The organism is Dermatophilaceae bacterium Sec6.4 (assembly GCA_039636865.1).
In the GTDB taxonomy this organism is placed as follows: domain Bacteria; phylum Actinomycetota; class Actinomycetes; order Actinomycetales; family Dermatophilaceae; genus Allobranchiibius.
Map to the genome: position 1 here is coordinate 1,928,611 of CP144172.1, position 25,879 is coordinate 1,954,489.

The window sequence follows — 25,879 nt, forward strand, 5'->3', positions numbered from 1 at the left end:
ATGTCGCGGGGGTCGCGCGCCGAAATTAACCGGGTCGCTGCGATCATGCGCAAGGAGACCCTCGGCGGCGCGCTTTTGCTGGGCGCGACGGTGGTAGCGATGCTGTGGGCGAACTCACCGTGGTCCGCCGGCTACGAAAGGTTGCTCCATTACACCCTCGGTCCGCGGGTGCTTCACCTGGACCTGACCATGTCGCAATGGTCTGGTGACGGGCTGTTAGCGATCTTCTTCTTCGTCGCCGGGCTGGAACTGAAACGGGAATTCGTGGCCGGTGATCTGCGGGACCCCCGCCGCGCAGCAGTGCCAGTAGCGGCGGCCATCGGCGGGGTACTGGTGCCGGCGGTCATCTTTACACTCGTCAATCTCGGGCCGGGCGGCGACACCCGCGGGTGGGCGATCCCCACCGCCACCGACATCGCATTCGCGCTAGCGGTGCTGGCGATCATCAGCACCAACCTACCCAGCGCGTTGCGGACATTCCTGTTGACGTTGGCCGTCGTCGATGACCTCATCGCGATCACGATCATCGCGGTGTTCTACACCTCCAACCTCCAAGTCGTGCCACTACTCCTAGCGCTGGTTCCACTGGCCCTATTCGGGGTCGCAGTGCAACGCCGGATCCGATCCTGGTGGCTACTGATCCCGCTGGCGTTGCTGACCTGGGGCCTCGTACACGCCTCCGGCATCCACGCCACCGTCGCCGCAGTACTCCTCGCCTTCACCGTCCCGGTCCTGCGCTCCCACCGGGCCGGGGGCCCAGATGCGGGACCGGGGATGGCCGAGCACTTCGAACACGCCTGGCGGCCGCTGTCCACCGCCGTCGCGGTCCCGATCTTCGCGTTCCTATCCGCCGGCGTCACCATCGGCGGACTAGCCGGACTGCAAGCCTCTCTGTCAGACCGGGTCGCGGTCGGCATCATCCTCGGGCTGGTCGCCGGCAAAACCATCGGTGTCTTCGGGGCAACCTGGCTGACCGCACGATTCACCCACGCCGACCTCGACTCCGACCTCGCCTGGACCGACGTATTCGGCCTGGCCATCCTGTGCGGGGTCGGGTTTACCGTGTCGCTACTCATCGGCGAACTCGCCTACGGCGCTAACAGCGCCCGCGAGGATCACGTCAAAGTAGCGATCCTCCTCGGCTCGCTGGCCGCCGCCATGCTCGCCGCCGTCATCCTCCGGCTACGCAACCGCACCTACCGGCGCATCTACGAGCACGAAGAAAACGATAACGGCGCCGCCAGCGACGTCGTCCTCGAAACCCACAAACCTCAGAGCTGACACCTCGACTCCCACCACCGCTAGGAGAACAGAACCCCCCAAAAATCAGGTGTGTCACCGACTCACCGTCACCGGTCGCTTCCCCCGGCCCCGCCCTGGCAACCGTGTTCGATGTTCAACAATCTCGGTTTCACCATACCTATTCTTGTCACAGTTGCCATTCGCTGGAAGTCGCTATCTGAGTGCCAGTTCAGCAAGATCGTGCGGTGAAGCCGCACCCGCGAAACTGTCGGTCTGAGGTATACCCCAGAAAGACAGGGGGAGTATCGCAAACTTGGTGTTTTTGATCCGTGACACGCCTACTTGATCGGGGTGGGCGGGATCGGAGAAGAAGAGCATGAAACTGCCTGACATGAGCGTTACGAGCCAGGACAACCGTGAGCAGCCGGCCGCGCCGGTTGCTCGCCCGGGGCGTGCCCCGGGCGACCGTAAGCCCAAGAAGAGCGTGATCGAGGCGCAGCAGGCTGCTGCGGTCGCTGATCTGGTGCGGGCCGCGCGGGCCAGTGGTGACTCGTTGACGGGCCCGACTGGGTTGCTGAAGCAGGTCACCGCGATGGTGCTGGAGGCGGCGCTGGAAGAGGAGATGACGCAGCACCTGGGCCACGCCAAACACCGGGGCAACCCTGCGCTCGAGGATGAGGGTGTCGATGACGTTGATCATCATGACGATGACGATGGTGGTGGTGGTCACGGGCGAACTCGTAATGTTCGTAATGGTTCCCGCACCAAGACCGTGCTGACTGATAACGCGGGCAAGGTGGATATCACGGTCCCGCGGGACCGCGCCGGGACGTTCGAGCCGGTGATCGTGCCCAAGCACCACCGCAAACTGGGTAGCGTGGAAGAGCTCGTGCTCTCGCTGACGTCCAAAGGCCTAACCAGCGGTGAGATCAGCGCGCACTTGTCCGAGATTTATGGGGCGTCGGTGTCGAAGGACACGATCTGTCGGATCACGGACCGGGTCAGTGAAGAGATGAATGAGTGGCTCGCCCGCCCGTTGGACCCGGTGTACGCGGCGATCTTTATCGACGCGATCGTGGTGAAAGTCAGGGACGGTCAAGTCGCGAACCGCCCGTTCTACGCTGCGATCGGCGTCACGGTCGAGGGCGGTAAAGATGTCCTGGGCTTGTGGGCCGGTACCCCGGGTCAGGGTGAGGGCGCCAAGTACTGGCTCGCGGTACTGACCGAGATCAAGAACCGGGGCGTGACCGACACCATGTTCGTCGTGTGTGACGGCCTCAAAGGACTACCCGACTCGGTCGCTGCGGTATGGCCTAAGGCGATCGTGCAAACATGCGTGATCCATTTGTTGCGCAACAGTTTCCGGTACACCTCCCGCAAGTACTGGGACCAGATCGCGAAGGAGTTGAAGCTGGTCTATACCGCCGGAAGTGTGGCCGAGGCCAGAGCCCAGTTCGAGGAGTTCAGCGCCACCTGGGGCCAGCGCTACCCTGCGTTGATCAAGCTGTGGGAAAGTGCCTGGGAGGAGTTCATCCCGTTCCTCGCGTTCGACGTGGAGATCCGCCGGATTCTGTTCAGTACGAACGCGATCGAGTCACTGAACGCCCGCTACCGGCGCGCAGTGCGGGCCCGCGGGCACTTCCCCAACGAGCACGCCGCACTGAAGTGCCTCTACCTTGTCACCAGGAGCCTGGACCCCACCGGGAAAGGAGCCACCCGCTGGACCATGCGCTGGAAACCAGCACTGAACGTGTTCGCCATCGTATTCGAGGGCCGCTGGCCCACCGCCGAAAAGTACTGACCACCAACAGGATCAGAAACACCTAAATTGAGACACTCCCAAGACAGGTGGAACGAGGCCGAAAAATGTCGTTCTGCTGGGATGAACCCGGTACTAGCGCTGATCTGTCGGTAATATCCCGGGTATGAAGTTTCAGACAGTTGCGTATGTGCGGGTGTCTTCGGCTGATCAGCACACCGACCGGCAGGTGGCGGCGGTGGGCGTTGTGGATCGCACGTTCTGCCGAGATGAATAGGACCTGGTCACCCAGGCGCTTACCGACCGGATCGAGTAGCAGTGACTTGTCCTAGGTGGTGACTGGTCGTGAGGGTCCACTCCTTGCGCCGGGGAATACGCCCAGGCGTGCCGGGTAGGTTGCTGCAGTGGCCTTCGCCGGGGCCAGGAGGTGTGGGACGTGGTGGATCACCAAGCGTGGTTGGCGGACATTCCCGCCCAGATGCCGGTGCGGGCCCCGTTGCGGATGGTGACGTATTCGGTTGATACCGGCGTCATTAAGCGGGGACCTGATCACTACATCGCCGGGGTTACCATCGTGGTCACCGATGACTCTGCGGGTCCGAGTGTCGCCGTGCAGGCGCTCACCCCGGATCAGGCACGGAGTTTGGCCGGCGCTTTGCTGCGGGGGGCCGATGACGCCCAGGCGTTGTCCTGGTCCGTGCCGGAAGCGACTGACCAGGAACTGAGTACATCGCACACCCAGTAGGACCCCCGCAGCGTTGCTGATGGGACAGACGCGGGGCTCTTTGATCTGGCCTCTGCCCCGACCCCCGAATGGGGCACGCGCGCCCTTGGACTCTCGCGCGGTCCGCCACCGAATCCGGCGGCGGGCCAGCCCGGCGAGTGGCCGCCGGCCCGTTATCCCAGCCCCGCGGCGCCGGTCTGCTCAACTGTGAAAAGGCATGTAAGGATTCGGTGGTTGGGTCGGGTCCGGGGAGAGGGGCAGCACCATGGCGACCTCGTCCGCATCTTTTTGGGTCGCCCCCTGTGCGACCCGCACCGCCCGACGCTCTTCTGTTGGACGAAAGCCGAAGGAGCTCGCGAAGCCGACCGCGGAGGCGTTGTCCGAAGGTGCCCAGAAGTACAGGAGCCTGCACCCGTCCTCGGCAGCCTTCAGGGCCGCGGCTGAGACCAGATCATGCGCAATATGTTCACCACGCACCGTCGGTGCGGTCCACAGCGCGAACACCTCGCCGGTCTCGGGGTTCTCGTTGTGCAGGCCCAGACAGACCAGACCCACCGTGTCGCCACCGCGCTCGGCGATGAAGCGATGCGCGCGGGTCATCCGCAGGCCCCACACGTCCTGGTTGTCGGCGGCTTCGTCCTCATAGCGGGCGACGAAGGCCTCCGGTGCGTCTGCCAACGCAGCCAACCGGGCTGCACGGTAGAGCTGCCATTCGTCGTCGTGGAGGAGACGAACCTTGATGTCGACCATGCTCACAGGCTCGCATATCCGCGGGACCGGCATGAACGCCTCCGCGAACGCGAAGACGACGGTCATCACTCACATCAAGGAACAGGTCCGAGAAACGACGACCTGAGCGCGACCCCGGCACACGGTCCACGCTTCGACCTGCGCAACCGGCCCGGTAGCCGATCGATGACCGGGACGTCCTACCTCGGCCGGCCCTGCCGGCTCGCGTCGGTCGGTCTACCGCCCATCCGATTTTCGTAATACGATATTTGTATGGTGAGCGAAGAGCAGATCCAGCAATGGGCAGACGAGGCCGAGGACGGGTACGACGTCGAGGAGTTGAAGCGTCGCGGGCGCGGTCGTCCAGGGCGTGGCGCAGAGCCAATGCAGGTTGTTGCTGTGCGCCTGACAGCGGAGGAGGTCGCCGCGTTGGATGAGGTGGCCAAGCGCGAACACCTGTCGCGTTCTGAGGCCATCCGACGGGCTCTGGCCGACTTCGCAGCGTGAAAGTTCACCGAAGCGCGCTCAAACATGGTGTGTCGAGCGAGGACGCAGTGCAGGCCGCCAACTGGTCGCAATGGATCGAGCCCCTTGAAGACGACGGCTGGCCGCATCGTGAGCTGCGGCTCGGCTTCGATACCCGAGCGCGGCTCCTCGAGACCGTCGTGCTGATCTTCGACAGTGGTGAGGAGCTCGTAATCCACGCGATGCCAGCCCGCAAAGAATTCTGGGAGCTTCTGCCCTGAGGCGGACAGCGTCCCGTCAGCCTCACGCAACCATCACGAGTCAGGAGAATCGTCGATAGAGGATCCGCTTACGGCCGGCTCGGGGCCGACTGAGGACTGAGGCGTGGCGTCTCTTCCGTCAGGTCATCGTGCAACCAGCCCGGTCGGCTTGTGCCGGATCACTGTCAACGATGGTGCAGTCGCGGCGACAGGACCCGAGGGGGTGGACAAAGCCCCGCGGGGGTACACGCAGACCTCGACCTTTGCGCGGTTGGCCCCGTCATCGGGCCTGGACCTGCCCCATCATCCCGAGGTCTTCGTGGTCGAGGATGTGGCAGTGGTAGACGGTCTTCCCGCCGTAGTCACGCACCGGGATGCGGACCGTGACCCGGCCGCCAGCCGGGACGATGATCACGTCACGCCAGTCGGGTGGCCCGTTGGGGTCGCTGTCCGGGGCATCGGTGACCTGCATCGGCCACACGTGCAGGTGAAACGGGTGGTCCATCATCGTGGAGTTGGTGATGGTCCATTCCTCCAATGTGCCCAGGGAGAGCTGTTGGTCGATGCGGGCCGGGTCGAACGGGCGTCCGTCGAAGCCGAAGACCATTCCCATTCCCATGGTGAAGGCGAGCGAGCGGCGCTGATCAACTCTGGCGGAGCGGAGGTCGAGGGGCCCGGCTGCGACCGACGGCCACGACGTGGCCGCTGAACCGGTTCCGACCCCAATGAGGACAGTGGCCAGCACGGTTTCGGCGGAGGTGGCGGAGCCGCCGCCCATCATCATGCCCATCCCACCACGGTCGTGCCCGGCGGTGCGCAACATGAAGGTGCCGGCGACGGTGGGTCGCAGCAATAGGTCCGCCCGGTTACCGGGGGCTAGCAGCACCGACTTCTCATCAGAGGGGGCGTGCAGGCCTTGCCCGTCGTAGCCGAGCATCCCCCAGGTATGCCCGTCCAGGCGCAGATTCAGGAAGCGGGAGGTGCACGCATTGACGACGCGCCACCTCTCCAAGGTCCCGGCCGTCACATCTATACGGGGCTGGTGCTGGCCGTTGACCAGGACGAGGTCACCCTCTCGCCCCCGCATGACTTGGGCATTGCTCACCCCCGCGACCTGCCCACCGGCGGTGAGCGTGGTGTCGCTGATGACGATGACACGGTCTCGAGTGACGCTGGGCTCGTGCGCCCCGGTGACCAGCAGCGCCCCGAACAGGCCGCCGAACACCTGATCGGCGACGCTGCCGTGCAGATGGGGGTGGTACCAGAACGTCCCCAGGGGGTGGTCGGGCGGGATGTGGAATTCGTAGCCGGCGGATGATCCGGGTGCAATGGAGCGGAAGATATTGTCGCTGGTGCCTTCGGGTGAAACGTGCAGACCGTGGGTGTGCAAGTTCGTTGGGCCCGCGAGGTCGTTCTGCAGGGTCACTCGCAGCACATCGCCCGGCTGGACGCGCAGCGTCGGGCCGGGACTAGAGCCGTTGTAGCCCAACGCCTGGGTATGTCGCCCCATGAGGGTGACCCCCCGGGCGGCCCGCAGCGTGACGGCGAGAACGCCACTGGAGCTGGCCAGGCTCGCCGGTTCGCGCATCCCCTGCCCCGTGGGAGCCGAGAACGTACCGCTGGGCCAGAAGGCGCGCCCCGTCCCGACGCCGCCAACGATGGTCCCCACCGCGCCGAAACCCACGATGGCCAGTGCCCGTCGTCTGCTGACCTCACTGCTCATCGAGAACCCTTCTGCGCTGTTCATACTCCGCCTGGTCGATCGCCCCACGGGCGAGCCGCTCGGTGAGGATGGCGCCCGCCATGTCATCGCCCCCGCCCGGCACCCGGCGTGCCGGGCGTCTGACGCCGGCGCGTCGCAGAAGCGCAAGGCCCCACACCAGCACCGCCACACTCAGCAGTAGCACGCCGGGCCAGACCCACATCAGGCCCGAATTTGCAACGGTCATCAGTCTCCATCTCGATGCTGCGGGGGGGGCGGACATACCTGCCCAGGTATCTGGCCGTGCTCTGGACCTCGTCCCTTCGTGGCGGTGAGAGGTCCCCCCACACTGCGACTGCACGTCGGGATCGTCCCTGACCAGGTAAAACACCAACTGCATGACGTTCTCGGGGTTCGATATCGGTGGAGTTTCACTGCAATCGCTGGCTTACCTGCGGCCGTACCGGTCGGGAATGTTGCCCCTGGCTGAAGCAGGGCATGAGCCGGGCCGGGCCGGGCTGGTCCGGCGTGATGGCGAGGACGGTTTTGTGCCCGTTGGGCGTCGGCGGTGTGCCGGTCCTTGAGTCGTCGTGGTCAGCGGCCGCGGAGGGCGGCTTTGCGGCCTTCGTATTCCTCGCGGTTGATCTCGCCCCGCGCGAAACGATCATCGAGGATCCCGAGCGCGCCACGGTCTTGGATGACACCGCCACTGCGGCTCTTGCCGCTACCGCGGAAGATCATGACGCCCGCGAAGATCACCAGGCCCCAGAAGAGCGCCATCACCACAACCATGACGACCCAGCCTCCTGTGCCCATGCCATTTCCGTACCAGCCCATCATTAGCGACACCCTTCTTTCAACTGCCTGAATTTCTTCCATCATGGCCCGCGCGCCCTACTCATCCGGTTGTGGTTGTGTGAAGGTTCGTTGAAGAAGTCCCGCGGGGTGGCATAACGGCACGCTGCCCGGGGGCCGTGTTGGCACCATGGGGGCCATGTCGCCTACAAGCTCGGGTCACCCGGCGGGAGTCCAGGCTGCCGCAGCGACGGTTGCTCCCGCGAAGCCGCGGTCGGGGATGAGAGCCCTGGTGGTTGAGGACGAGGCAGCATTGGCCGGGTTGCTCGTGAACTATTTCGAACGCGACGGCTTCGATGCCTCCTGCACCGGCGACGGGTTGCAGGCGGTACAGCTCGCGCGAGAGATCGATCCCGATGTGGTCGTCCTGGACCTCGGCCTGCCCGGCCTGGACGGGGTCGAGGTCTGCCGCCAACTTCGTACTTTCTGCGACGCGTACGTGATCATGGTGACCGCGCGCAGTGAGGAAGTGGACACCCTCATCGGGCTCTCGGTGGGCGCGGATGACTACCTCACCAAGCCCTTCAGCCCCCGCGAGCTGATGGCCCGCGTACAGGTCATGTTGCGCCGGCCGCGTCTGCGTTCCCACCATGACACCACCGTGGTGCGCCCTGATTCCTTCGGAACGCTCAGTATCGACCGAGCGGGGCGTGAGGTCTGGCTGCAGGGTGAGCGGGTATCACTGACCCGTACCGAGTTCGACCTGCTGGCGACGTTGTCTGAACGACCCAAGATCGTCTTCACCCGGCATCAGCTCATCGACCACGTGTGGGGACCGGGCTGGGTGGGCGATGAGCACCTGGTGGATGTCCACATCGGGCATTTGCGACGCAAACTCAAAGATGATGCATCCGGTAGCCGGTTTGTGCGCACAGTACGCGGTGTCGGCTACCGGATGGGAACCGGGCAATGAGCAAACGCGAACCCTTCCGGACAGGTTTCGGGGCCCGGCTGCTGGGCGCTCAAGCGCTGGTCCTGCTCGCTGGCGCGGTAACCACGTGGGTTGTCGCCGCGATCATCGGGCCCGGTATTTTCCGTGACCACCTGCACCTGGCAGGTATCTCCCGCAACGCCTCCGAAACCCGTTACGTGGAAAGTGCCTTCACCTCCTCCCTCGCCTATTCGATCTCGATCGCGGTGATCGCAGCGACCCTGGCCGCCCTGGGCGTCACGTGGTACTTCTCCCACCGGGTGCAGCGCTCCATCGCTCAAGTAGCTACCGCGTCCGCGCACCTGGCCGCTGGACAATACGAAGCCCGCGTCACCGACCCCGGGCTAGGCCGAGAATTCGCCGTCCTGGCCGCGACAAGCAACGCCCTCGCGAAACGTTTGCAAGCCACCGAAACCACCCGGCGTCGGATGATGGCGGACCTGGCCCACGAGATGCGCACCCCATTAGCCACCGTTGAAGCTCACCTGGAAGCAGTCGAAGACGGTGTGCGCACCCTGGACGAGGACACCCTCTGCGTGATCCGGCTCAGTACCCACCGGTTAAGCCGCCTCGCAGAGGACATCTCAGCGATCTCACGCGCCGAGGAAGGCACGTTGGACCTCACCCGCGGGCCCATTACCGCCTCCACCATCGCCCACAGTGCGGCCCAAACCGCAGCCGACCGCTTCACAGCCGCCGGCTTGGCGCTGGAGACCCTGTTGGACACCAACGCCCAACTCCTGGGCGATCCAGACCGAATCGGCCAGGTACTGACCAACCTGCTCGACAACGCCCTGCGACACACACCACCCGGCGGCACCGTACGGATCACCTGTTCCCTACAACGAGATTGGGTCCAGTACGTCGTGACCGACAACGGCCACGGCATCGCGCCCGAACACCTCAACCACGTCTTCGAACGCTTCTACCGCTCAGACCCCGCACGTACCCGCGCGCACGCAGGCTCCGGCATCGGGCTCAGCATCGCCAAAGCAATCGTCGAGGCCCACGGCGGACAAATCACCGCAACCAGCAACGGCCCAGGACAAGGCGCCGAATTCACCGTCCGACTACCCGCGATCTAAACCTCCCACCCCCGGCGACCGGACTTCACAAAACCCGCGCCAGAACCTCGCACAAGCCCGCAGGTGGGTGATGGGCGGTGATGGCCCCGGACGCGGCGAGGGTACCGGACAGGGCGATCAGCTCGACCACGAATAGCCCGGAGAGGTCTTCGGCACGCCCGTAACCGTAGGTGCCGCGTTTGGTCGCCGACCAGGCGCGGTTACGGGGGTTAATGGGAAAACCGGATGTTGGGCAGGATCCGGGCGAGCCAGCCGGGGGTGTGCCATGCGGCGTGGCCGGTCAGGCGTAGGGCGACGGGAAGCACGATGAGTCGGATGCACAGGGCGTCCAGGAAGACCGCCACGGCCAAGATGATGCCCATCTCTTTGGGTGCCAGCGGCCCGGACAGGGCGAAGGTCATGAAGACGGCGACCATCACTCCGGCGGCGGCGATGACGACGCGTCCGGAGGTGCGTAGTGCTTCACGCATGGCGTGTTGGGGGTTCCCGGTGGCGTCGTAGTGTTCCCGGGCTGCGGACAGTAGGAACAGGGTGTAGTCCATTGCGACCCCGGTGAGCATGGCGCCGAAGAACAGTGGCGCCCAGGCATCAATGAAGCCTTGGGGTTGGAAGCCGAGCAGGCCTGAGAGGTGCCCGTCGCTGAAGATTAGTTGTCCGACGCCGAACGCTGCGGCGATGGAGGCGAGGTTGGTGATGGTGCCGACGAACGCGACCAGCGGGCTGCCCAGTGCGACCAGCAGGAGCAGGAACCCCAGGCCGATCAGCAGCGCGAAGACCAGGGGCGTCCGTGAGGAGAGCACTTTTTCCAGGTCGTGGTTCTCTGCGGCGGCTCCACCGACGAGTGAGCCGGGGGGTAGTTCGGTGCGGATCCGGTCGATGGTGGTACCGGTCGCTTTGGCTGACGCGTCGGTGGTGGGGACGGCCGTCAGCATCGTCCACCCGTTGTGTTGTCCGCCGGGCAGTGTTGCTGCGATCCCGGTGTCGCGAGCGAGGGCGGTGCGTGCGGGCGCGGCCTGGGCGGTGGGGGTGAGTACTTGGAGTGTCCCGGGTGCGCCGGGCCCGAACGCGGCGGTGACTTGTTGGTACCCCGCGCGTGCTGACTGGCTGGCGGGGATGATCGTGATCGAGGGCATGCCGGTGCGCAACCCGAGAGCGGGGGTGGCCAGGATGGCCAGGACGGCGAGGGCGATTGATCCGGTGGCCCAGGGGTGGCGGTGTAGTAGTGCGCCCCAGCGGTGCATCAGTAGTTCCATCCCGCGGTACCCGTGGCGGGTGGGCGTGCTGGCGTGGCGGGCGGCTTTACGGCGTGTACCGGGCAGTCTTGGGCGACCGGCATCGATTTTGGTGCCGAGCTTGCCCAGGACCGCGGGTAGCAGGGTGAGGGTGGCGCCCAGGACGGCGATGACCGAGAGCATGATGCCCAGGGCCATGGACCGGAACGCGGGGCTGGGCACCAGCAGCACGGTGGACAGGGATACCAGCACGGTGACGCCGGAGAAGGCGACGGCTTTGCCGGCGGTGCCCATGGTTTCGGCGATGGCTTCGACGGCGGCGTGGCGGTCCCCGGGGGCAGCGCCGCGCCGTTGGAGGGCCGATCTGAAGCGGACCACGAGGAACAGGGCGTAGTCGATGCCCAGGGCGAGGGCGAACATCATCGCGAAGTTCAGGGCCCACACGCTGACGGGTGCGACGTGGGTGGCGATGACCAGGGCGCCGGCGGCGGTCAGGAGCCCGACCATGGTCAGCATCAGTGGTAGGCCGGCGGCCACGAGGCTCCCGAAGGCGAGGACGAGCACGATCATGGTGACGGGCCAGGACAACACTTCGGACTTGATCATCGCGGCGTGGTTGACGTTGTTGAAGTCGGACCACAGGGCGCTGCTGCCGGTCAGGTTGACCGACACGGTGGAGGTGGCCAGGTGGGCCAGTGGTGCGGTGAGGTCGCCGGCGGCGCGGACCATGGTGTTCGCGTCGGCGGCGGCGCCGGCCGCAACGATGGCGGTCCTGCCGTCCCGAGAGAGTGAGGAACCCGGTTGTGGGCCCACCACGGTGCTGACGCGTGGGTCGGCTTTCAGGAGCGCCTCGACCCGGGTGATCACTTGTTGAGCTGACGGGTTCTTGGAGATGGGGCCGGTGCCGTCGTGGACGACGACTTGTAGGGCGGTGGATCCCATCCCGGCGAAGTTGTGGGCGATGACCTCGCGGGCTTGAACAGATTGGCTGCCGCTGTCCTGCCAGCCGGCCCCGGACAGGGCCGATTCGACTTTGGGGGCGAACGCTCCGAAAGCAACCAGCACGATCACCCAGAGCGCGAGGACGGCGCCCAGGTGGGACCCGGTCCACGCCCCGAGACGGGCTAAACCGGTGCGGGGCGCAGCACCAGGCCCGCTGTCATCGGTGGGGTGGGCTCCAGGGTTCGGCCGGGCGGTGGTGGTGGGTCGGTCGGTGGGGGGCATAGCGATCTCCATCGGTGTACAGAAACGGTGTCGGGGTGGGGGCCCTTTGACGGGTTAACTGGGGCCCGGTCGCCTCAGGTGAGGCTGAGCGCGCTGCGGATCGCTGTGTAGACCGCGACGAGGATGAGCAGCCCGGCGAATGCCCGGCTCAGGGTGGCGTTGGAAACCCGGTTGGCGACGCGGGTGCCGAGCAGAGACCCGGCGATCGCGGCCACCGTGAAGGGAATGATCACCGACCAGTCGAAGGTCGCGTGACCGGCCCGGGCGGCCAGCGCAGCGGCCGAATTCAGGGCGATGATCAGTAGTGAGGTACCGACCGCGACGGGCATCGTGAAGCCCAGCACCATGACCAGGGCGGGCACGATGATGAATCCGCCGCCGACGCCAAGGAACCCGGTCAGGAACCCGACCACCAGTCCGGCGACGATGAACTTCGCAACACCGGCGGGGCTTATCCCCTTCTGATCTCCCGACGTCTCCCTTCCATCAGGTGAGCTTGGGCCGGTCGCGCGGCGCAGCATGCCGGCTGCTGCCAGCAGCATCAAGGCCGCGAACGCGAGCAGGAGCACGTTGGGGTCGACCTGCCGGTTCAGTACGGTGCCGACCAGGGACGCGGCAATACCGGTAATCCCGAAGACGATCCCGGTCGCCCAGCGCACATGTGAGGACCGGGCGTGCCCGAACGCGCCGATCAGCGCGGTGATACCGACGATGACCAGACTGGCGGTGGTGCCCGCACGGGCTGACTCACCCAGCACATACACCAGCGCTGGGACGGTCAGGATCGAACCGCCCCCGCCGAGGGCGCCCAGGCTGATTCCGATCAGCAGACCCAGCAGCACCGAACCGGTGAGGATCAGCATCGACTATGGGCCTTAGCCACGGCCGAACAATCGGCTCAGGAACGAGCCCTGCCCACTGCTCGGCGCGGCCGGGTGCCCGGGGCACCGGTCAGCGCGTGGGACGCGGCCCATGACCTGGTCCACGTGTTGGCCGCAGCCGGCCCAGGTGGTCTTGCCGCAGATCTTGCAGGTGGTGGCACGACACATAGGTGTTCTCCGATTCAGTCGATGGTGCTGCGGGGTGAGTGGTCAGGAGGTGAGCCGGAGGCCACTACTGGCGGCGTGCTCATCGAAGGTGTCGTCGATGAGCACGACGGGCATGTCGTGGGCAGCCAGGACCGAGGCGGCGATCGAGGCGCGGTAACCGCTGGCGCAGTGCACCCAGACCTCCCCTCGCGGCACCCGGTCCAGGTGGCCCAGCAAGTCATGCAACGCGATGTTGAGGGCACCCTCGATATGGCCGGTCGCGTACTCAGCAGAACGCCGCACGTCCAGGACGGACACCGTCCGGTGGTGGCGCACCTGTGCCAGGTCCGCGAACTGCGCACGGTCAAACGAACCCAATGCCTCGGTGGTCCAGTCGCGGGGCTGCCCGGTAGCGGCGCCATCCACGCGGTCGATCCCGATACGAACCAGCTCGCGCTGGGCCTGCGCGACCTGCTCGGGGCTTTCACCCAGCAGGGTCAGCGGGGTATCCCACGGGATCAACCACCCCAGGTAGGTCGCGAACTGACCCTCGACGCCGATGTTGAGGGTGCCGCTGACGTGCCCCGCAGCGAACGCGGTCCGGTCCCGCAGGTCCACGATCCACTCCCGGTCAGCGATCCGGTGCGCCAACGTCGCGGCATCGACGGCCGCAGGGGTATCCAGGTGTGGTGCGGTCGGCCCGGCGGCATTGCCCGGTGACATGTGCACGTAATAGGCCGGGTAGTCACTCAGCCCAGCGAGGATGTCCTTTATCCACCGCTGCTCGTCCTGGGTCAGCGCCGGGTTGATGTCCTTCTCGGCGCCAATCGTGGAGTCCGTGGCGCCCCCGGTCGAACCGGCCGAACAGAACGAACCAAACCCATGGGTGGGCAGCACCTGCGTCTGATCAGGCAACTCTGTCGCCAGGCGGTGGACCGAGGCGAACTGGTGATGCAACAAGTCCTGGGTGTGCTCCTCCCCGAGCAAATCAGGGCGCCCGGTCGCGCCGTACAACAACGACCCACCGGTGAACACCCCCACGGTTTCGGTCTCCTTGGCACCCTCGGGACTAACGGCCTGCAGGGCGTAGGACAGGTGGGTGTAGGTGTGGCCCGGAGTAGCGATTGCCCGCACCCGCATCGACGCCGACACCTGCACCACGTCACCATCGCGGACCGGTTCCCGCTCAAAAGAAACCTCGTCGTCAGCGTTCACGTAGTACCGGGCACCCGTTGCCTGCGCGAGAGCCAAGCCACCGGTCAAATAGTCGTTATGCAGATGCGTCTCGAACACGTGCGTGACCCGCACCCCATGCTCAGTCGCCAGATCCAGGACCCGGTCGATATCACGCTGCGGGTCGATCACCAGCGCCATCGTCCCGTCGTGCACCAGGTAGGAACGATCGCCCAGGGTCGGCGTCTCTACAGTCAGCACCGTTGGTTGCGTCGCAGTCGTCATCACAGATTCCTTCTCCTTAGAAGTTGGTCACGTCAGGGATAGGACCAGCGGCCCTGCTGGGCTCAGCACCATCCCTGAAATACCCTGTGGGGTATATTTCTGAGAACAAGTTATACCGGTAGGGGTATTCCTGTCCACCGCATCCACGCACCGTGCCCTCATCCGATTCGGCGAGGGAAGGGGCTGGAATCGTTACCCCCTACTCTTTGTTGCATACCCCAGCGGGTATGAACCGTCACCGAAGGATCTCGACCCCATCCCGCGAATTGCAGCCCCCAGCGCTCCACGATCGAACGAGGAAACCCATGAGCTACGCACTGCGCACTACCGTCGACCAACCATTCGCTGTGACCGTCCAAACCACCCGGGACGCGCTGGCCGACCAGGGCTTCGGTGTGCTGACTGAGATTGACCTCGCCGCCACCCTCAAGGCCAAGATCGACCAGGACATCGCGCCCCAGGTCATCCTGGGCGCGTGCCGCCCACCGCTGGCCTACGCCGCCGTGCAGGCCGAGCCCTCGATCGGCCTGCTCCTGCCCTGCAACGTGGTCGTCCGCTCCATCAGCGAACACCAGACCGTCGTGGAGGCAATGGACCCCGACATCATGGTCACCCTGACCGGCAACCAGGACCTGAACGACGTCGCCACCGACGCCCGCGACAGACTGACGCGAGCCCTCGCCGCAGTCACCAGCGCCGCTACCCGCTGACCCCCACCCCGGACCGAACCCGCAAAGGACCACCCATGGTCACTCTCGACCCGACCGATATGACCCCTGTGCTCAACCGGCTACGCCGAGCCCAAGGTCAACTCGGCGGCGTGATCCGCCTCATCGAAGAAGGGCGCGACTGCAAAGACGTCGTCACCCAACTCGCCGCTGTCAACCGGGCGCTGGACCGCGCCGGGTTCGCCATCGTCTCTACCGGCATGCGTCAGTGCCTCACCTCCCCCGACGGCATCAGCACCGAAGACCAAGCCACCATGGAAAAACTCTTCCTCACCCTGTCCTAAGACCTCGCCACCACCCATCGGACACGCCCAGCAGAATGCACCATTAGACGAACGGCATACGGCGGCCGATCAGCACGGTCATGATCGTCGATCGAACGCCCCGAGCGATCGTCGTAAGCGGATCGGCGTGCGGGATCGTCGGATCGTGTCGGGGCGACTCACCCGGTGGCGATCACCCGGAATATCTCGGCCAGGCGCCCAGGCTCCATCCCGGCTTTCTCAGCGATGCCGGTGCCCCATGAGCGCAGCCTGTCCTCCAGGCCGTCGCCGAGGTGCGCGGTCTGGCTGGCATGGGCGCGTAGCGCGGAGAGCTTGGCGTCGAACGTGTCGGTGATGTCGACTACGTGGTCGGCCCGCTCGTCAGCCATCAACCATGCCTCGTCCACCGTCCACGGCTCCAGCCCCTGCGCGAGCAGTTCGGGAAAGGCGAAGGGGTTGCGCGCTGCGGGGTAGAGCGCGCGGATGGTGGCTTCTCCGGCGGCGAGGTGGTCTGGGTGGGAGGCGCCGATGCGGTCCCACCAGCGCTCCGGACTTTGTGTCAGCACCCGTTGCGGGCGCACCTGGCGCATCACCCGGACGATGTCGCGTTGCAGCTCGCGGGTGGGGTCCAGCGACCCGTCGTGGTACCCGGTCAGGAAGCGGACGTCTGACACTCCCACTGCAGCTGCCGCCGCGCGTTGCTCGGCCTCACGGATGGCGGGCACCTGCTCACGGGGGGTGTCATCGAAGCCGCCCTGGTCGCCGTAGGTGCAGATCAGGTAGGTCACCTCGATCCCCGCGCGTGTCCAGGTGGCGGTGGTGCCGGCGGCGTCGACGTCGGCGTCGTCGGGGTGGGCGACCACGACCAGGACGCGATCGACCTCGGCGTCGGGTAGGGGATCAGGCATGGAGAGCTCCAAAGAGTGCGACGGCGAAAGGATGTGACGATACGGCCCTCACCCACACAATGACCGAGCAGGAGGAAGGGGCAAACCATAGGGTGGACGGCGATGACGAGGCGGGTACGAACCGACGACACAGCAGATCACACGCGACGAGAAGCGCTGCCCGATACGCCGCTAGCGCGAAGAACCTTCGTACGTAGTAGACCCACGTTTTGCTGACCGGGATGGGATCCGGTTATGGAGGCGACCACCGCACCCGGCGTCCCGTATGAAGCACCCGTTCGGGACGGATCGGCACGGTGCCCGAATTCCCGCCCGGCGTTGCCAGATGCGGTTTGGCTTGCGGGTCGTGCTTGAGTGTTTGTGGTCCTGGTCTAGGTGGCCGCGTGGCTTAGAGCGCAGCACATCATTTGTGAATGGTGGGGATCGTGCTGTGCTGGTATCGGGGCCTCAACCCGTACCGGACGTAGTCGGCTTTTACCGGCTGGGGAAGTGATGTTTGTGGAGCCAGCGCGGACGCTTGGTGTCGAGGCGGAGCGCGCAGGAGGGGCACCGGCAGTAGGTGGAGGGCCATTCTTGCCCGGCCAGCGGCCAGGGGTCGCCGAGGAAGGGCGTGTCGGCTCCGCAGAGTGAGGTGGTTTGCCCGGGGTAGGTCGCGTGGGCCATGCCGACTGTGCCGTCTGCCGGGTCGGTGGTCCAGCCGATGCGTGGTCGTTGGGTGCTCATCTGGCAGTTCGATCTGTCGATCCGCCACCACGGCAACCGGGCGGTGGCGCACTGCCTGCCCCATTGGTGGGGGTTGTTCGTGTCATAGGTGGTACATCCCGTCCCTGGGTGGCAGATAGCCATGACCCCAGTGGGATGCGTGCCCGTAGTGGTGGTAGATGCTCGCGTGGTAGGCCTGGTCATTGATCAGGCTGGGGACATAGGCAGGCGCGGACGTGACGTGCTCGCGCGATTGGTCGATGAGAACCTCATCCGCGGTGGTTGTGGTGATGGCTTCGACAGGTACCAGGGTTCGGGTCTCGCCGATGCCCAGGAATCCGTTGTGTTCGACGACTAGGAATCGGACGTGCTGCTCGTGATCGTCGATGAGGAGATCGGCCACCATGCCGATATCGGTGCCGTCGGTGTCTTTCACGGTCCGGCCGCGCACGTCATCGACGGTCCCGTCGATGGTCTGACCTCGGTCCCCGAGTGTGTACAGGGTGGCGATGTCGTCCTGGGTATTGGGTGTCATGGGGTGTCCTTTGTAGGGGGAGGTCCGGGGCTAGTACTGCGCCGGTGGCGTAGTTCGTCGGTAATGGCTCGTTCTCGTTTCCTGATCACGGCACGCCGGGCGACCCCACCGGGTGAGGACCGGTACCCGTGGGCGGCGGCGTCAGCGCTTACCCGGTCCTGCAGGGTCGTCAGATCCTGCAGCAGCTCTCGGATGCTGAACCCGGCCAGTGCCCTGACCTCCGGTGTACTCGGGGCGCTCATCGCGGCCCCTTGACGCTGCGCGGACCCGTTTGAAGGTGCTCGTCGATGCGGGCGGGGTCGATGCGGGTGGGGGCGCAGGAGCGGTTGAAGAGGTGGGGACCGGGTCGCGGGGAAAGGTGCGTCATCTGGTGCTCCTGAATCGGTGCGCCGCAGCGGATAGCCGATCCCGTGTCGTTGCGCGGGATGTGGCGCTGTTGCGGACGGCTCCGGGTGGCTGTGGCCACGTGATGGGAACCTGGGTAACGGTCGCGGTGCCGTTGTGAGGGGGTGCGGGGTGGTTACCCCTGCGGTGCGGCGGCGGACGGCCGCACCATTCCCAAACAGGCTGAGCTGATCAGCACCTTCGAAGCTACACCCATGGGATGGGACCGGGTCCGGCTGCGGTATGTGTTGGGGCGCGGCATGAGCGAGACCACTGAGCTGCCGCAGCGTGGGGTCCCAGATGCGGGGAAGGGGTGGTTCTTGGTGGTTGGCGGTACGGTCAAGGAAGCCCAGTTTTGCGGCAAATGTCTCTTCCATACCGGGCGTGCTGTCGTCACCTGTGCCCCATGTGTCTCCAACAAGAGGGAACGGCAATGAGCAGCCAGCCGCATCAAGCAGATCGATGAAACCAGCGACCGAGGCGGAACAGCAGCAGATTCAGGACGACGTCGATGATCTGCAGACCAGCCTGGCGGATCTGGCCGCGTTAGTGACCAGTTCGCGTGGCTTGGATGAGTTGCTCGCCCTGGTCGCGACGTACGCGGCTCACGCGATTCCCGGTGCGGATGGTGCGGGGGTGACTCTGTTACGGGTTGATCGCCCGGATAACCGGGTGCAGGCGTTAGCGGCCAGCGACCCGTTCGTCGCGGAAATCGACCAAATCCAGTACGTGACGGTGAACGAGGGCCCGTGTATCACCGCCGCGTTGGAGGGCCGCACCGTGCGCTCAGGATCGCTGGGTGGGGAGAAGATGTGGCCCCATTTCGGCCCACGGGTAGGCCGGTTGGGTGTCCACAGCGCCCTGTCGTTGCCGTTACTGCTGCCCGGGCAGGTCGTGGGTGCGATCAACGTGTACGCCCGCGGTAAGGACGTTTTCGATGATCACGCCCAAGAGCTGGGGGGAGTTGTTCGCCGCTCCCGCGGCGGTGGCGGTCCACAACGCGCATACCTTGTCCCAGGCGATCGCGCTGACCACCCAGCTACAAGCGGCGTTAGCCGTCCGACCGATCATCGATGAAGCGATCGGCTTGATCCGTAGCCGTACCGGCGCCAGTTCGGTGCAGGCACTGCAGCGGTTGCAGACGATGAGCCAGCATGAGCACGTGAAGATGGCCGAGGTCGCGCAGCAGATGGTCGCGGAAGCGGTCCGACGCGCCCGCGCCCGCCACACCGATAGCTGAGCATTCCGCTGTCGAGGCCACGACGGTCCCCTCTGTGACATCGCAGCTGTGAGGTCACCGGGCTGGCACGGTGAGTGCCGTACGGTGAGTTCGGGACGTGCATCGACGTCGGGCCTCCTGATTCCCGCCGTACCCACACCCCACCGCACAGCGACAAGATGTCGCCGGCGGCACCAGGCTCGTCAGTCCCGCGCTCGGGAGCGCATCGGAGTTGATGAGGCATGGAGCTGAGCGCCTCGCTGGCCGCGGATCTGGGGCTACTTACCGCCGCCCTCTACGACCCCGCGACGGGCATCACGACCGAAATAGCGCAGACGGTGCTGGGGTTCGCCACCAACGCCCGTCTCGCGGTGGCCTCTTTCCTGGGGTTGAGCATCACCATCACTAAGCGCACCGACGCTGTGGCCGACCAGGTCCTGCTGCACCTGACCCTGCTCGATGATCACGCTGGCCCGGGCGACGTCAAGACGTCCCTGGTACTGCCGGGGGCACCCGATGCGGTGCGCGAGCAGCCGCATATTCGGATCGTCCTCTACGGCGCAACACCGGGCGCGTTCGTTGACCTGGCCGCTGACCTGGCATTCCTGACCGGTAGCGCATTGGATGGCGCCGACCTGGACCATCACCACGGCCTGGCAGGCGAACCCGACATCACCGGCATCCTCCAGGACCAGGCGGTGATCAGCGAAGCCATCGGGGTGCTCATCGCCGGTGGCCGCACCCGTGAACAGGCCTCCACTGAACTGGACACCCTCGCCGGCGCGGCACACACCGACCGGGTCACCGAAGCGACCGCCATCCTGACTGCTCTGGCCCCGGACCGGTCAGAACGTCGCCCACTGATGGCCCCCCAACCGTAAGAGGCCTACCTGACTAACGGGGGTGGTGGCGCCCGCTACGGAGGAATTCCCGGATGGCCTGCGCGGGGCCGAGGAAGAGAGGACCAGATTTAGGAGCGAGTAGTGTTTGTAGTGCTGGGACTCCAGCACGTTCGAACCAAGGCTGGCCGTCCGCTGCTGCCCTTCAGGAGTATCCCCTCCGATTCGGACACTACGGCGATCACTCGTTGCTCGTCAGGATCACCATGTCCCACACCATCACCACATCCCCCAACCGTGCACCGGGCTTTTTGCGGTTCTCGTCATACCGGGCGAGGAGGCGATCGCTCAGGCTGCCGCAGGTCATAACACTCCCCACCGACCCTCCCGGTCTTTCCCCCGCCCCCAACCAAATCCCGGTAGGCACACCGCGAGTAATCGGGCCATGTCGCAAGGCGCTCACCTATGAGGACTGGATAGGCGGCGCCGCACTTCTGGAGCGCGACTAACAACCCTCCCACCGAACGGGTCAACCTCAGGGGAGCAAGACACACCGTGAGCATGGCGCCGACCAGACAATCCGCCCATCTTGTGGAATCCCTACAAAATGCGGAACCCGGTCCAGATCCGATCGTTTCCGGACCGCCACACCCGCAGCGTCGGCACGCCGGTCAAAGCCGGTCCAGAACGCTGGTCCACAAGTGGCCTGGTTCAGAACTTGTCGACAGTGGGACTTCCGGACCAAGGGTGGGGGAGTGGTCTGGTGGTCGGAGCGAGGGGTGACCTTCAGGCAGCGCAGTTGGTTGTCATGTTGATGGCGGTCATCGATCCCGTGGCGGTTAGGGCTAGGTGTCTGCTTGTCAGCCGGAACAGTCGGGCACGTTTAGCGGGTAGGGCCCGGCCTTGACAGAAACTGAGTAGATCGGGGTCAGGTTTTCGACCTGGTATCCACCTTCGGGGACCCAGCCCCAGAATTGCTTCGTCCCGTTGTAACCGGTGCAGAGGTACGCGTCCGCGGATTCGTGGAAATGGTTGTCGTAGTGCTGGTTATTGACGATCAGATGGTTGTTGAACTGTTTGTGCAGGTTGTAGATGCCGTAGTTGTAGAAGCGCAGTTCGACTCCGGAGCCGAATGTTGTCCCTTTGTAGATGCACACGTAACCGCTGCTGCACCCGGGCACAGCCTGTCCAGGCCTGAGGCCGCAGTCACGTCCGATTGGACAGTTCGGCGGGGACGCTGTTGAGGCCTGCGCGGCTGGCAGAGCAACGCCCATCGCTATTGCGCCGCACGCGATGGTCGCGGCGAGCTTTGGCCGCAGACGGGAACGCAGTGCCGAGCCTCGTCGATTACGCATGAAGCCAGACGTTACTACTTTCTATTGGTATACGGGGGCGTGTAGATCTGTTCCGTGCCCGTCGGTGGACTGCCCTCGGTTCCAGACCCCGGGCGTACCCGATCAGCTGACCACCAACAGCTCCCGCAGTGTCTCGTAACTAACAGTGAGTACACGGATCTACCCACTGGGTTGCGAGACATAGTTACGAGAATCGTCGGCCCGCAGGATTCCGGGAGTTTGTGTTGGTGGGGGAGTGGCCTACGAGACGCCTCGTAACCCATGGGTTACAAGAGCGTCGAGGTCGCCCACAGAGCGATCTCCGCTCGGTGAACGATCGTGGGATCGGCAAGGGGCGAGATCGGAGACTGTCGATAGAGACGGCGGTGACTGGCTCGCTGGTTCGAACATTTCGTTGCCCGCCAAGCTCCTGCCGCGACGACGGAACGACTGCCCCACACACGTCGTACGCCTGCAGAGCTGGAAAACGACGATTAGGGATTGCATATCCCGGCCCAGGAGCTACGTGACCGAGGTACTCCGCAGTCCGATGGACAACATTCGTGAGCTCACTCTGTCCTCGCGTTCAGGGAGTTGGCGGCCGCACGCAGGAGAAAGGCGAACATCACCAGAACCGCCCCGGTGAACCATCCACCCAGCGCGACGGGAGCGGGCACCCACACCAGGAGGATGACACCAGGCAGGACCAGAGCTGCCGCCAGGTAAGCGAACATTCTCATGCCGTACAGGAAGACAAACGGGAGGTAGTGAGCACCAACGACCATCATGCTGGCTGGAAAGAACAGTTCGTCGCGCCCTGCCAGCAGGGCCACGACCACCACGAAGCCGATGGGTACGGTGAACGCGATCTGCATCGCTAGCGCCGCCATTGGATGTCCGGTTGGCAGCGATGCTGAACGCCCAGTAAGTCGGATGCTGAGCCACGTGAGCGGGAAAATTAGTGTTCCGCCGAGGAAGAGCACGGCCACGGCGCCCTCGGTGGAGACCCACGTCGTTGTTGCAGCTGCCGATAGCCACACCACCGCAGATACCAGTTGGCCATAAAAACCTCCGGTATAGAGGCGCCGTACTTCACCTTGCGCTTCGGCTATGAGCATTCTTGGTCTTCCTCATCCAGCACAGTTGTTGAAATTCCTTCAAGATCGTGGCTGGTTCGTATGCCGCGTCCAGTCGTAGTGCGGTGATGGGCTCGACGACCGCCCTACGGAGATCGTGAGTCAATAGGTCGTGTTGGCCATAGGTCGGTGATCTGGTGTGGGAAAAATTCACCGTCGGGCCACCAGTCGGTGCCGAAGTACCATCCTCTTGCGATCACGTTCGTAATCGTGATCGCAAGCAAGGTCAGGACCCAGGACCTACCCGTAGTCCGTTGGCAAAGGTGTCGTGTGGAAGTCCGCGACAGGCCACCGGTACGTGGTGTGGAGCGTGCTCTATTCGGCGTCGCGCTCCAAGATGACCAGGACCTCAGAGCTCATGCTCTTCCAAGTGCTGCTGACGACATGCCAGCCGTCGGCGGCATTGCTATTGAGTGCTGCCTCCAAGCTCTGCGGGTCGAAGCTTCCTGTGAAGCGGCGGCCTTTCTCAATGTGTACCTTGTACTGCTTGCCGGTCATTTCAGATCTCCCATGGTTGTTGTGTTTGACGCATCCTGCATTCCTGGTGGTCTGTTCGTGTCGCGCTGGGCGCCGGGCAGATGTGAAGCTCCAACTGGCTCGTGTCCCGGCTACTCGAGCGAAGCGGGCACCGCACCACCGCCCATGGGGTCGTCCTTTTGTCAGCTCCGACCTCGGTCCAGGATGCGCCGACGCCCGGACTCCAGTACGGCGCTGGACAAGGTGAAGCCTCCGATGAGTACAAAGAGTAAGTAAATAGAGTTGCCACTGGTTTTATTTACGACTACGGCTGCGAGCATCGTCGCGATCCACACGAAGGACATTTGCAAGATCAGTCGACCGTAGGCGGCACTCAGCTGCTCCCGGCTCCAATCGGTCATCAGGTTGTCCCTCCCACTCACTGCAGTGTCTTTCAGCGTTCCTGAAGCCCTGAATCGCCCCGGCATGTCCGGACACTCTGTTAAACGGTCAGCTCAGCTGGTTGCTGGGCTGTGAATTGAGCGTAGTGGGCGGCTTCTAATTCGGCTGGTGGGATGTCGCCGCAGTACTCGTACAAGCGCCGGTGGTTGAACCAGTCGACCCATTCCGCAGTCGCGATTTCGACGTCGTCGGCGCCTTTCCAGGGCTTGCGGGGTTTGATGAGCTCAGTTTTGTACAGCCCGTTGATTGATTCTGCCAGAGCGTTGTCGTACGAATCGCCGGTGGTGCCAATAGATCCCGCGACACCGGCGTCAGTAAGAGCTTCACCGAACCGGATAGAGGTGTACTGCGACCCGCGATCGTTGTGATGGATAAGGTTGGTGAAATCGGCTGTGCCGTAACGGTTTCGGGTCCAAACAGCCTGCTCGAACGCGTGCAACACGAAGTCGGTGGTCATCGAGGTGGACACCGACCAGCCCACGATCCGGCGGGCGTAGGCATCGATGACGAACGCGACGTACACCCACCCCGACCACGTCGAAACGTAGGTGAAATCGGCAACCCACAGGGTGTCTGGTGCCAACGGCTCGAAGCGCCGCTTGACCAAATCCTGCGGCCGCGCAGCGTGCGGGTCAGCGACCGTGGTGCGTTTAACTTTCCCGCGGACCGCGCCGACCAGGCCCTCACCGCGCATAAGGCGTTCCACGGTGCACCGGGCAACGTGGGTCCCTTCACGGTTGAGAGTCAACCAGACCTTCCGGGCCCCGTACACCCCGAAATTCTGCGCGTGGACCCGGCGGATCTCGTTGATCAACAAAGCATCCCGCACTTCCCAGTCGTGGGCGGGACGGTTGACGTGCTCGTAATACGTTGATGGGGCGATCTTCCATCCGTGCTCGCTCAGCACGGTGCAGATCGGCTCGACACCCCACCGCAGACCACCGGGCTCACACCTATCGGCGTGAGCCCGGATGAAATCTACGATCAGCCGTGTGGCCGGTCGAGCTCGGCCGCGAAGAAAACCGACGCGGCTTTCAAGATCCCGTTGGCCCGTTTCAGCTCCGCGACCTCCCGGCGCAGGTCCCGCACCTGCGCCGACTCCGTCGGCGCACCCACCTCCGCACTAGCGGCTTGGGCTTCGGCCCGGCGTATCCACCGCCGCAACGTCTCGGCCGACGTCACCCCCAGCAACGGCGCGACCCGCTTGATCGCACCCCATTCAGACTCCGTCGATGGCCGCTCCGCGACCATCCGCACCGCCCGCGCCTTCAACTCCGCAGGGTACCGACTCGACGTATTTCCTGGCATAACTCCAACCTTCCCAAGGTTCAGAGTGTCCGGACACACCGGGGCGATTCACCCACAGCGGGCGCCAGGGCCGAAAGCCCCTCCCACCCCACCATCTGCTGTTCCCTCCGGACGTCCCGCCATTTGTCGACCTCGGCCCTACGAAGTCCGAAATCCTGTGCACGGCGCCGTTCTGCGTACCGGTCATTGATCGGCTGCAGATATTGCTGTACGCCGGGATCCAACTCGTTGCCCCAGGCTCACACGGCCTCATGGTGGGGCGCCCAGGAGGAAGATACGAGGGGCGATAACCCGGATCAGGAGTTGGTCAACTACTAGGGATTCGGATACGCACCCTGGACGGCGAGATGGTCATCATGCGCAACGGGCTGATCCAACAGGTAATCAACCTGTCACGAGACTGGGCGCGAGCCGTGGTGGATGTACCCGTGCCCACCTCGGTCGGGGTGCCCCTCGCGACGCAGTCGCTGCACCAGGACGGCCAAGCCATCTTCGCCGACCTGGTACTGCGGCTTTGGTGATATGCGGGTACGGTGGCAGATTGCTGGGAAACCAGCCAGCCTGGACCCGGGTATGCCGCGCATGCCGCGCCCGGCCGAGTGATTACTCGTAGCCAGGCATCGGGGGACAGGCCTGCTCAGCGGTCACGATGATCGCAATAAGAGGCGTGCGTGGCCCTTGCACTGTGTGACCCGCCGTTCAGGGTTGATCTTGAGCGCAAGGAGCGTGTTGATGACTATCACCGCCCAGGACGTGTACAGCACACTCAGACCCCGCCTCGGCTGCCCGCCGCTTGGAGCACACGACATCGATCGGGTCGTGCGGGTCCTGAATGCTCATTGCGCGTCCACCGGCACGGTAAGGATTCCGATTGACGTGGAACTGTCCAACGACGGCCAAGATGCCGCTGG

The 25,879-nt window shown here is 64.8% G+C and carries 29 protein-coding genes; 13 read left to right on the forward strand and 16 right to left on the reverse strand.

The genetic code is table 11. The annotated features are described in order from the left end of the window. Window positions 1-45: 45 nt before the first annotated feature. The 3 genes from nhaA to V3G39_09300 all read left to right on the forward strand — a co-directional run bounded on the left by nhaA (window position 46) and on the right by V3G39_09300 (window position 3,746). On the forward strand, window positions 46-1,281 hold the full coding sequence (gene nhaA, locus V3G39_09290) for a Na+/H+ antiporter NhaA (protein ID XAS74867.1): 1,236 nt from the start codon (window positions 46-48) through the stop codon (window positions 1,279-1,281). Between the two features lie 337 nt (window positions 1,282-1,618). Then, window positions 1,619-3,043, forward strand: coding sequence for an IS256 family transposase (locus V3G39_09295; GenBank protein XAS74868.1), 1,425 nt, complete (start codon window positions 1,619-1,621; stop codon window positions 3,041-3,043). A 394-nt stretch (window positions 3,044-3,437) separates the two neighbouring features. Beyond that, window positions 3,438-3,746: a hypothetical protein gene (locus tag V3G39_09300; GenBank protein XAS74869.1), complete on the forward strand. Its 309-nt coding sequence runs from the start codon at window positions 3,438-3,440 to the stop codon at window positions 3,744-3,746. Window positions 3,747-3,926: 180 nt separating this feature from the next. On the opposite strand, the gene V3G39_09305 is transcribed toward V3G39_09300, so the two are convergent. Then, entirely contained in the window at window positions 3,927-4,541 is a 615-nt protein-coding gene (locus V3G39_09305) for a GNAT family N-acetyltransferase (protein ID XAS74870.1), read from the reverse strand. A 186-nt stretch (window positions 4,542-4,727) separates the two neighbouring features. Between V3G39_09305 and V3G39_09310 the strand changes: the two genes are divergently transcribed. Further along, window positions 4,728-4,961, forward strand: a complete 234-nt coding sequence (locus V3G39_09310; GenBank protein XAS74871.1) for a ribbon-helix-helix protein, CopG family — start codon at window positions 4,728-4,730, stop codon at window positions 4,959-4,961. Next, window positions 4,958-5,200, forward strand: a complete 243-nt coding sequence (locus V3G39_09315) for a toxin (protein ID XAS74872.1) — start codon at window positions 4,958-4,960, stop codon at window positions 5,198-5,200. The genes V3G39_09310 and V3G39_09315 overlap by 4 nt, the downstream gene beginning before the upstream one ends. 259 nt (window positions 5,201-5,459) lie before the next feature. On the opposite strand, the gene V3G39_09320 is transcribed toward V3G39_09315, so the two are convergent. The 3 genes from V3G39_09320 to V3G39_09330 all read right to left on the reverse strand — a co-directional run bounded on the left by V3G39_09320 (window position 5,460) and on the right by V3G39_09330 (window position 7,697). After that, the gene (locus V3G39_09320) at window positions 5,460-6,902 is read right to left on the reverse strand and encodes a multicopper oxidase family protein (GenBank protein ID XAS74873.1); all 1,443 of its coding nucleotides are present in this window, start codon (window positions 6,900-6,902) and stop codon (window positions 5,460-5,462) included. Beyond that, the gene (locus V3G39_09325; GenBank protein ID XAS74874.1) at window positions 6,892-7,128 is read right to left on the reverse strand and encodes an SHOCT domain-containing protein; all 237 of its coding nucleotides are present in this window, start codon (window positions 7,126-7,128) and stop codon (window positions 6,892-6,894) included. The genes V3G39_09320 and V3G39_09325 overlap by 11 nt, the downstream gene beginning before the upstream one ends. A 347-nt stretch (window positions 7,129-7,475) precedes the next feature. Then, window positions 7,476-7,697: an SHOCT domain-containing protein gene (locus V3G39_09330; GenBank protein XAS74875.1), complete on the reverse strand. Its 222-nt coding sequence runs from the start codon at window positions 7,695-7,697 to the stop codon at window positions 7,476-7,478. Between the two features lie 259 nt (window positions 7,698-7,956). Here V3G39_09330 and V3G39_09335 point away from each other — a divergent pair, with 259 nt between their 5' ends. Both V3G39_09335 and V3G39_09340 read left to right on the forward strand, forming a co-directional pair. Then, entirely contained in the window at window positions 7,957-8,649 is a 693-nt protein-coding gene (locus tag V3G39_09335) for a response regulator transcription factor (GenBank protein XAS78212.1), read from the forward strand. Continuing rightward, window positions 8,646-9,752: an ATP-binding protein gene (locus tag V3G39_09340; GenBank protein XAS74876.1), complete on the forward strand. Its 1,107-nt coding sequence runs from the start codon at window positions 8,646-8,648 to the stop codon at window positions 9,750-9,752. Before V3G39_09335 ends, V3G39_09340 begins: the two co-directional genes overlap by 4 nt. A 209-nt stretch (window positions 9,753-9,961) precedes the next feature. Here the strand turns inward: V3G39_09340 and V3G39_09345 are convergent, their stop codons facing one another. The 3 genes from V3G39_09345 to V3G39_09355 form a co-directional block, all read right to left on the reverse strand. Further along, window positions 9,962-12,208, reverse strand: a complete 2,247-nt coding sequence (locus V3G39_09345; GenBank protein XAS74877.1) for an MMPL family transporter — start codon at window positions 12,206-12,208, stop codon at window positions 9,962-9,964. A gap of 74 nt (window positions 12,209-12,282) precedes the next feature. Then, window positions 12,283-13,071: a sulfite exporter TauE/SafE family protein gene (locus tag V3G39_09350; GenBank protein XAS74878.1), complete on the reverse strand. Its 789-nt coding sequence runs from the start codon at window positions 13,069-13,071 to the stop codon at window positions 12,283-12,285. Between the two features lie 228 nt (window positions 13,072-13,299). After that, window positions 13,300-14,694 carry an MBL fold metallo-hydrolase gene (locus V3G39_09355; protein XAS74879.1) on the reverse strand — a complete coding sequence of 465 codons (1,395 nt, stop codon included), beginning with the start codon at window positions 14,692-14,694 and terminating at the stop codon, window positions 13,300-13,302. Between the two features lie 305 nt (window positions 14,695-14,999). Between V3G39_09355 and V3G39_09360 the strand changes: the two genes are divergently transcribed. Both V3G39_09360 and V3G39_09365 read left to right on the forward strand, forming a co-directional pair. Next, window positions 15,000-15,404, forward strand: coding sequence for a DUF302 domain-containing protein (locus V3G39_09360; protein ID XAS74880.1), 405 nt, complete (start codon window positions 15,000-15,002; stop codon window positions 15,402-15,404). A gap of 35 nt (window positions 15,405-15,439) precedes the next feature. Then, entirely contained in the window at window positions 15,440-15,706 is a 267-nt protein-coding gene (locus V3G39_09365; protein ID XAS74881.1) for a metal-sensitive transcriptional regulator, read from the forward strand. Window positions 15,707-15,864: 158 nt separating this feature from the next. On the opposite strand, the gene V3G39_09370 is transcribed toward V3G39_09365, so the two are convergent. The 4 genes from V3G39_09370 to V3G39_09385 all read right to left on the reverse strand — a co-directional run bounded on the left by V3G39_09370 (window position 15,865) and on the right by V3G39_09385 (window position 18,072). Then, entirely contained in the window at window positions 15,865-16,593 is a 729-nt protein-coding gene (locus V3G39_09370) for a PIG-L deacetylase family protein (protein ID XAS74882.1), read from the reverse strand. Between the two features lie 474 nt (window positions 16,594-17,067). Further along, window positions 17,068-17,316 carry a hypothetical protein gene (locus V3G39_09375; GenBank protein ID XAS74883.1) on the reverse strand — a complete coding sequence of 83 codons (249 nt, stop codon included), beginning with the start codon at window positions 17,314-17,316 and terminating at the stop codon, window positions 17,068-17,070. 82 nt (window positions 17,317-17,398) lie between these two features. Continuing rightward, entirely contained in the window at window positions 17,399-17,830 is a 432-nt protein-coding gene (locus V3G39_09380; GenBank protein ID XAS74884.1) for a PRC-barrel domain-containing protein, read from the reverse strand. Continuing rightward, window positions 17,827-18,072, reverse strand: a complete 246-nt coding sequence (locus V3G39_09385) for a hypothetical protein (protein XAS74885.1) — start codon at window positions 18,070-18,072, stop codon at window positions 17,827-17,829. The genes V3G39_09380 and V3G39_09385 overlap by 4 nt, the downstream gene beginning before the upstream one ends. A gap of 604 nt (window positions 18,073-18,676) precedes the next feature. On the opposite strand from V3G39_09385, the gene V3G39_09390 reads away from it, so the two are divergent. From V3G39_09390 to V3G39_09400, 3 genes are all read left to right on the forward strand, one after another. Next, window positions 18,677-19,291, forward strand: coding sequence for a GAF domain-containing protein (locus V3G39_09390; GenBank protein ID XAS74886.1), 615 nt, complete (start codon window positions 18,677-18,679; stop codon window positions 19,289-19,291). 10 nt (window positions 19,292-19,301) lie between these two features. Continuing rightward, complete coding sequence (locus tag V3G39_09395) at window positions 19,302-19,454, forward strand: hypothetical protein (GenBank protein ID XAS74887.1); 153 nt, start codon at window positions 19,302-19,304, stop codon at window positions 19,452-19,454. 221 nt (window positions 19,455-19,675) lie between these two features. Continuing rightward, window positions 19,676-20,314, forward strand: coding sequence for a hypothetical protein (locus V3G39_09400; protein ID XAS74888.1), 639 nt, complete (start codon window positions 19,676-19,678; stop codon window positions 20,312-20,314). A gap of 199 nt (window positions 20,315-20,513) precedes the next feature. Here V3G39_09400 and V3G39_09405 read toward each other — a convergent pair whose 3' ends face one another. The 5 genes from V3G39_09405 to V3G39_09425 all read right to left on the reverse strand — a co-directional run bounded on the left by V3G39_09405 (window position 20,514) and on the right by V3G39_09425 (window position 24,968). Then, a complete protein-coding gene (locus V3G39_09405; protein ID XAS74889.1) occupies window positions 20,514-20,639 on the reverse strand; it encodes a hypothetical protein in 126 nt (41 codons plus the stop codon). Window positions 20,640-21,132: 493 nt separating this feature from the next. Beyond that, entirely contained in the window at window positions 21,133-21,429 is a 297-nt protein-coding gene (locus V3G39_09410) for a hypothetical protein (GenBank protein ID XAS74890.1), read from the reverse strand. Window positions 21,430-22,175: 746 nt separating this feature from the next. Then, window positions 22,176-22,724 carry a hypothetical protein gene (locus V3G39_09415; GenBank protein ID XAS74891.1) on the reverse strand — a complete coding sequence of 183 codons (549 nt, stop codon included), beginning with the start codon at window positions 22,722-22,724 and terminating at the stop codon, window positions 22,176-22,178. Between the two features lie 333 nt (window positions 22,725-23,057). After that, window positions 23,058-23,240, reverse strand: a complete 183-nt coding sequence (locus tag V3G39_09420) for a DUF4177 domain-containing protein (GenBank protein ID XAS74892.1) — start codon at window positions 23,238-23,240, stop codon at window positions 23,058-23,060. A gap of 460 nt (window positions 23,241-23,700) precedes the next feature. Then, window positions 23,701-24,968 (reverse strand): IS3 family transposase gene (locus tag V3G39_09425; GenBank protein XAS74893.1). Its coding sequence is split into 2 segments (ribosomal slippage): window positions 23,701-24,683 and window positions 24,683-24,968, totalling 1,269 coding nucleotides; the frame shifts between segments, so codons are not numbered across the junction. A gap of 356 nt (window positions 24,969-25,324) precedes the next feature. On the opposite strand from V3G39_09425, the gene V3G39_09430 reads away from it, so the two are divergent. Then, window positions 25,325-25,489 (forward strand): hypothetical protein, encoded by a 165-nt coding sequence (locus tag V3G39_09430; GenBank protein XAS74894.1) that lies wholly within the window; start codon window positions 25,325-25,327, stop codon window positions 25,487-25,489. Window positions 25,490-25,879: the final 390 nt, after the last annotated feature.

Bases quoted from the DNA above. Each gene is read 5' to 3' on its own strand.
- V3G39_09420 (XAS74892.1), bottom strand. From the start codon at position 23,240: ATGACCGGCAAGCAGTACAAGGTACACATTGAGAAAGGCCGCCGCTTC.
- V3G39_09375 (XAS74883.1), bottom strand. From the start codon at position 17,316: ATGAGCACCCAACGACCACGCATCGGCTGGACCACCGACCCGGCAGAC.
- V3G39_09325 (XAS74874.1), bottom strand. From the start codon at position 7,128: ATGACCGTTGCAAATTCGGGCCTGATGTGGGTCTGGCCCGGCGTGCTA.
- V3G39_09350 (XAS74878.1), bottom strand. From the start codon at position 13,071: ATGCTGATCCTCACCGGTTCGGTGCTGCTGGGTCTGCTGATCGGAATC.
- V3G39_09305 (XAS74870.1), bottom strand. From the start codon at position 4,541: ATGACCGTCGTCTTCGCGTTCGCGGAGGCGTTCATGCCGGTCCCGCGG.
- V3G39_09385 (XAS74885.1), bottom strand. From the start codon at position 18,072: ATGAGCGCCCCGAGTACACCGGAGGTCAGGGCACTGGCCGGGTTCAGC.
- V3G39_09400 (XAS74888.1), top strand. From the start codon at position 19,676: ATGGAGCTGAGCGCCTCGCTGGCCGCGGATCTGGGGCTACTTACCGCC.
- V3G39_09365 (XAS74881.1), top strand. From the start codon at position 15,440: ATGGTCACTCTCGACCCGACCGATATGACCCCTGTGCTCAACCGGCTA.
- V3G39_09380 (XAS74884.1), bottom strand. From the start codon at position 17,830: ATGACACCCAATACCCAGGACGACATCGCCACCCTGTACACACTCGGG.
- V3G39_09370 (XAS74882.1), bottom strand. From the start codon at position 16,593: ATGCCTGATCCCCTACCCGACGCCGAGGTCGATCGCGTCCTGGTCGTG.
- V3G39_09330 (XAS74875.1), bottom strand. From the start codon at position 7,697: ATGGGCACAGGAGGCTGGGTCGTCATGGTTGTGGTGATGGCGCTCTTC.
- V3G39_09390 (XAS74886.1), top strand. From the start codon at position 18,677: ATGAAACCAGCGACCGAGGCGGAACAGCAGCAGATTCAGGACGACGTC.
- V3G39_09310 (XAS74871.1), top strand. From the start codon at position 4,728: ATGGTGAGCGAAGAGCAGATCCAGCAATGGGCAGACGAGGCCGAGGAC.
- V3G39_09430 (XAS74894.1), top strand. From the start codon at position 25,325: ATGCGCAACGGGCTGATCCAACAGGTAATCAACCTGTCACGAGACTGG.
- V3G39_09360 (XAS74880.1), top strand. From the start codon at position 15,000: ATGAGCTACGCACTGCGCACTACCGTCGACCAACCATTCGCTGTGACC.
- nhaA (XAS74867.1), top strand. From the start codon at position 46: ATGCGCAAGGAGACCCTCGGCGGCGCGCTTTTGCTGGGCGCGACGGTG.
- V3G39_09415 (XAS74891.1), bottom strand. From the start codon at position 22,724: ATGCTCATAGCCGAAGCGCAAGGTGAAGTACGGCGCCTCTATACCGGA.
- V3G39_09320 (XAS74873.1), bottom strand. From the start codon at position 6,902: ATGAGCAGTGAGGTCAGCAGACGACGGGCACTGGCCATCGTGGGTTTC.
- V3G39_09295 (XAS74868.1), top strand. From the start codon at position 1,619: ATGAAACTGCCTGACATGAGCGTTACGAGCCAGGACAACCGTGAGCAG.
- V3G39_09355 (XAS74879.1), bottom strand. From the start codon at position 14,694: ATGACGACTGCGACGCAACCAACGGTGCTGACTGTAGAGACGCCGACC.
- V3G39_09335 (XAS78212.1), top strand. From the start codon at position 7,957: ATGAGAGCCCTGGTGGTTGAGGACGAGGCAGCATTGGCCGGGTTGCTC.
- V3G39_09340 (XAS74876.1), top strand. From the start codon at position 8,646: ATGAGCAAACGCGAACCCTTCCGGACAGGTTTCGGGGCCCGGCTGCTG.
- V3G39_09405 (XAS74889.1), bottom strand. From the start codon at position 20,639: ATGACCTGCGGCAGCCTGAGCGATCGCCTCCTCGCCCGGTATGACGAG.
- V3G39_09345 (XAS74877.1), bottom strand. From the start codon at position 12,208: ATGCCCCCCACCGACCGACCCACCACCACCGCCCGGCCGAACCCTGGA.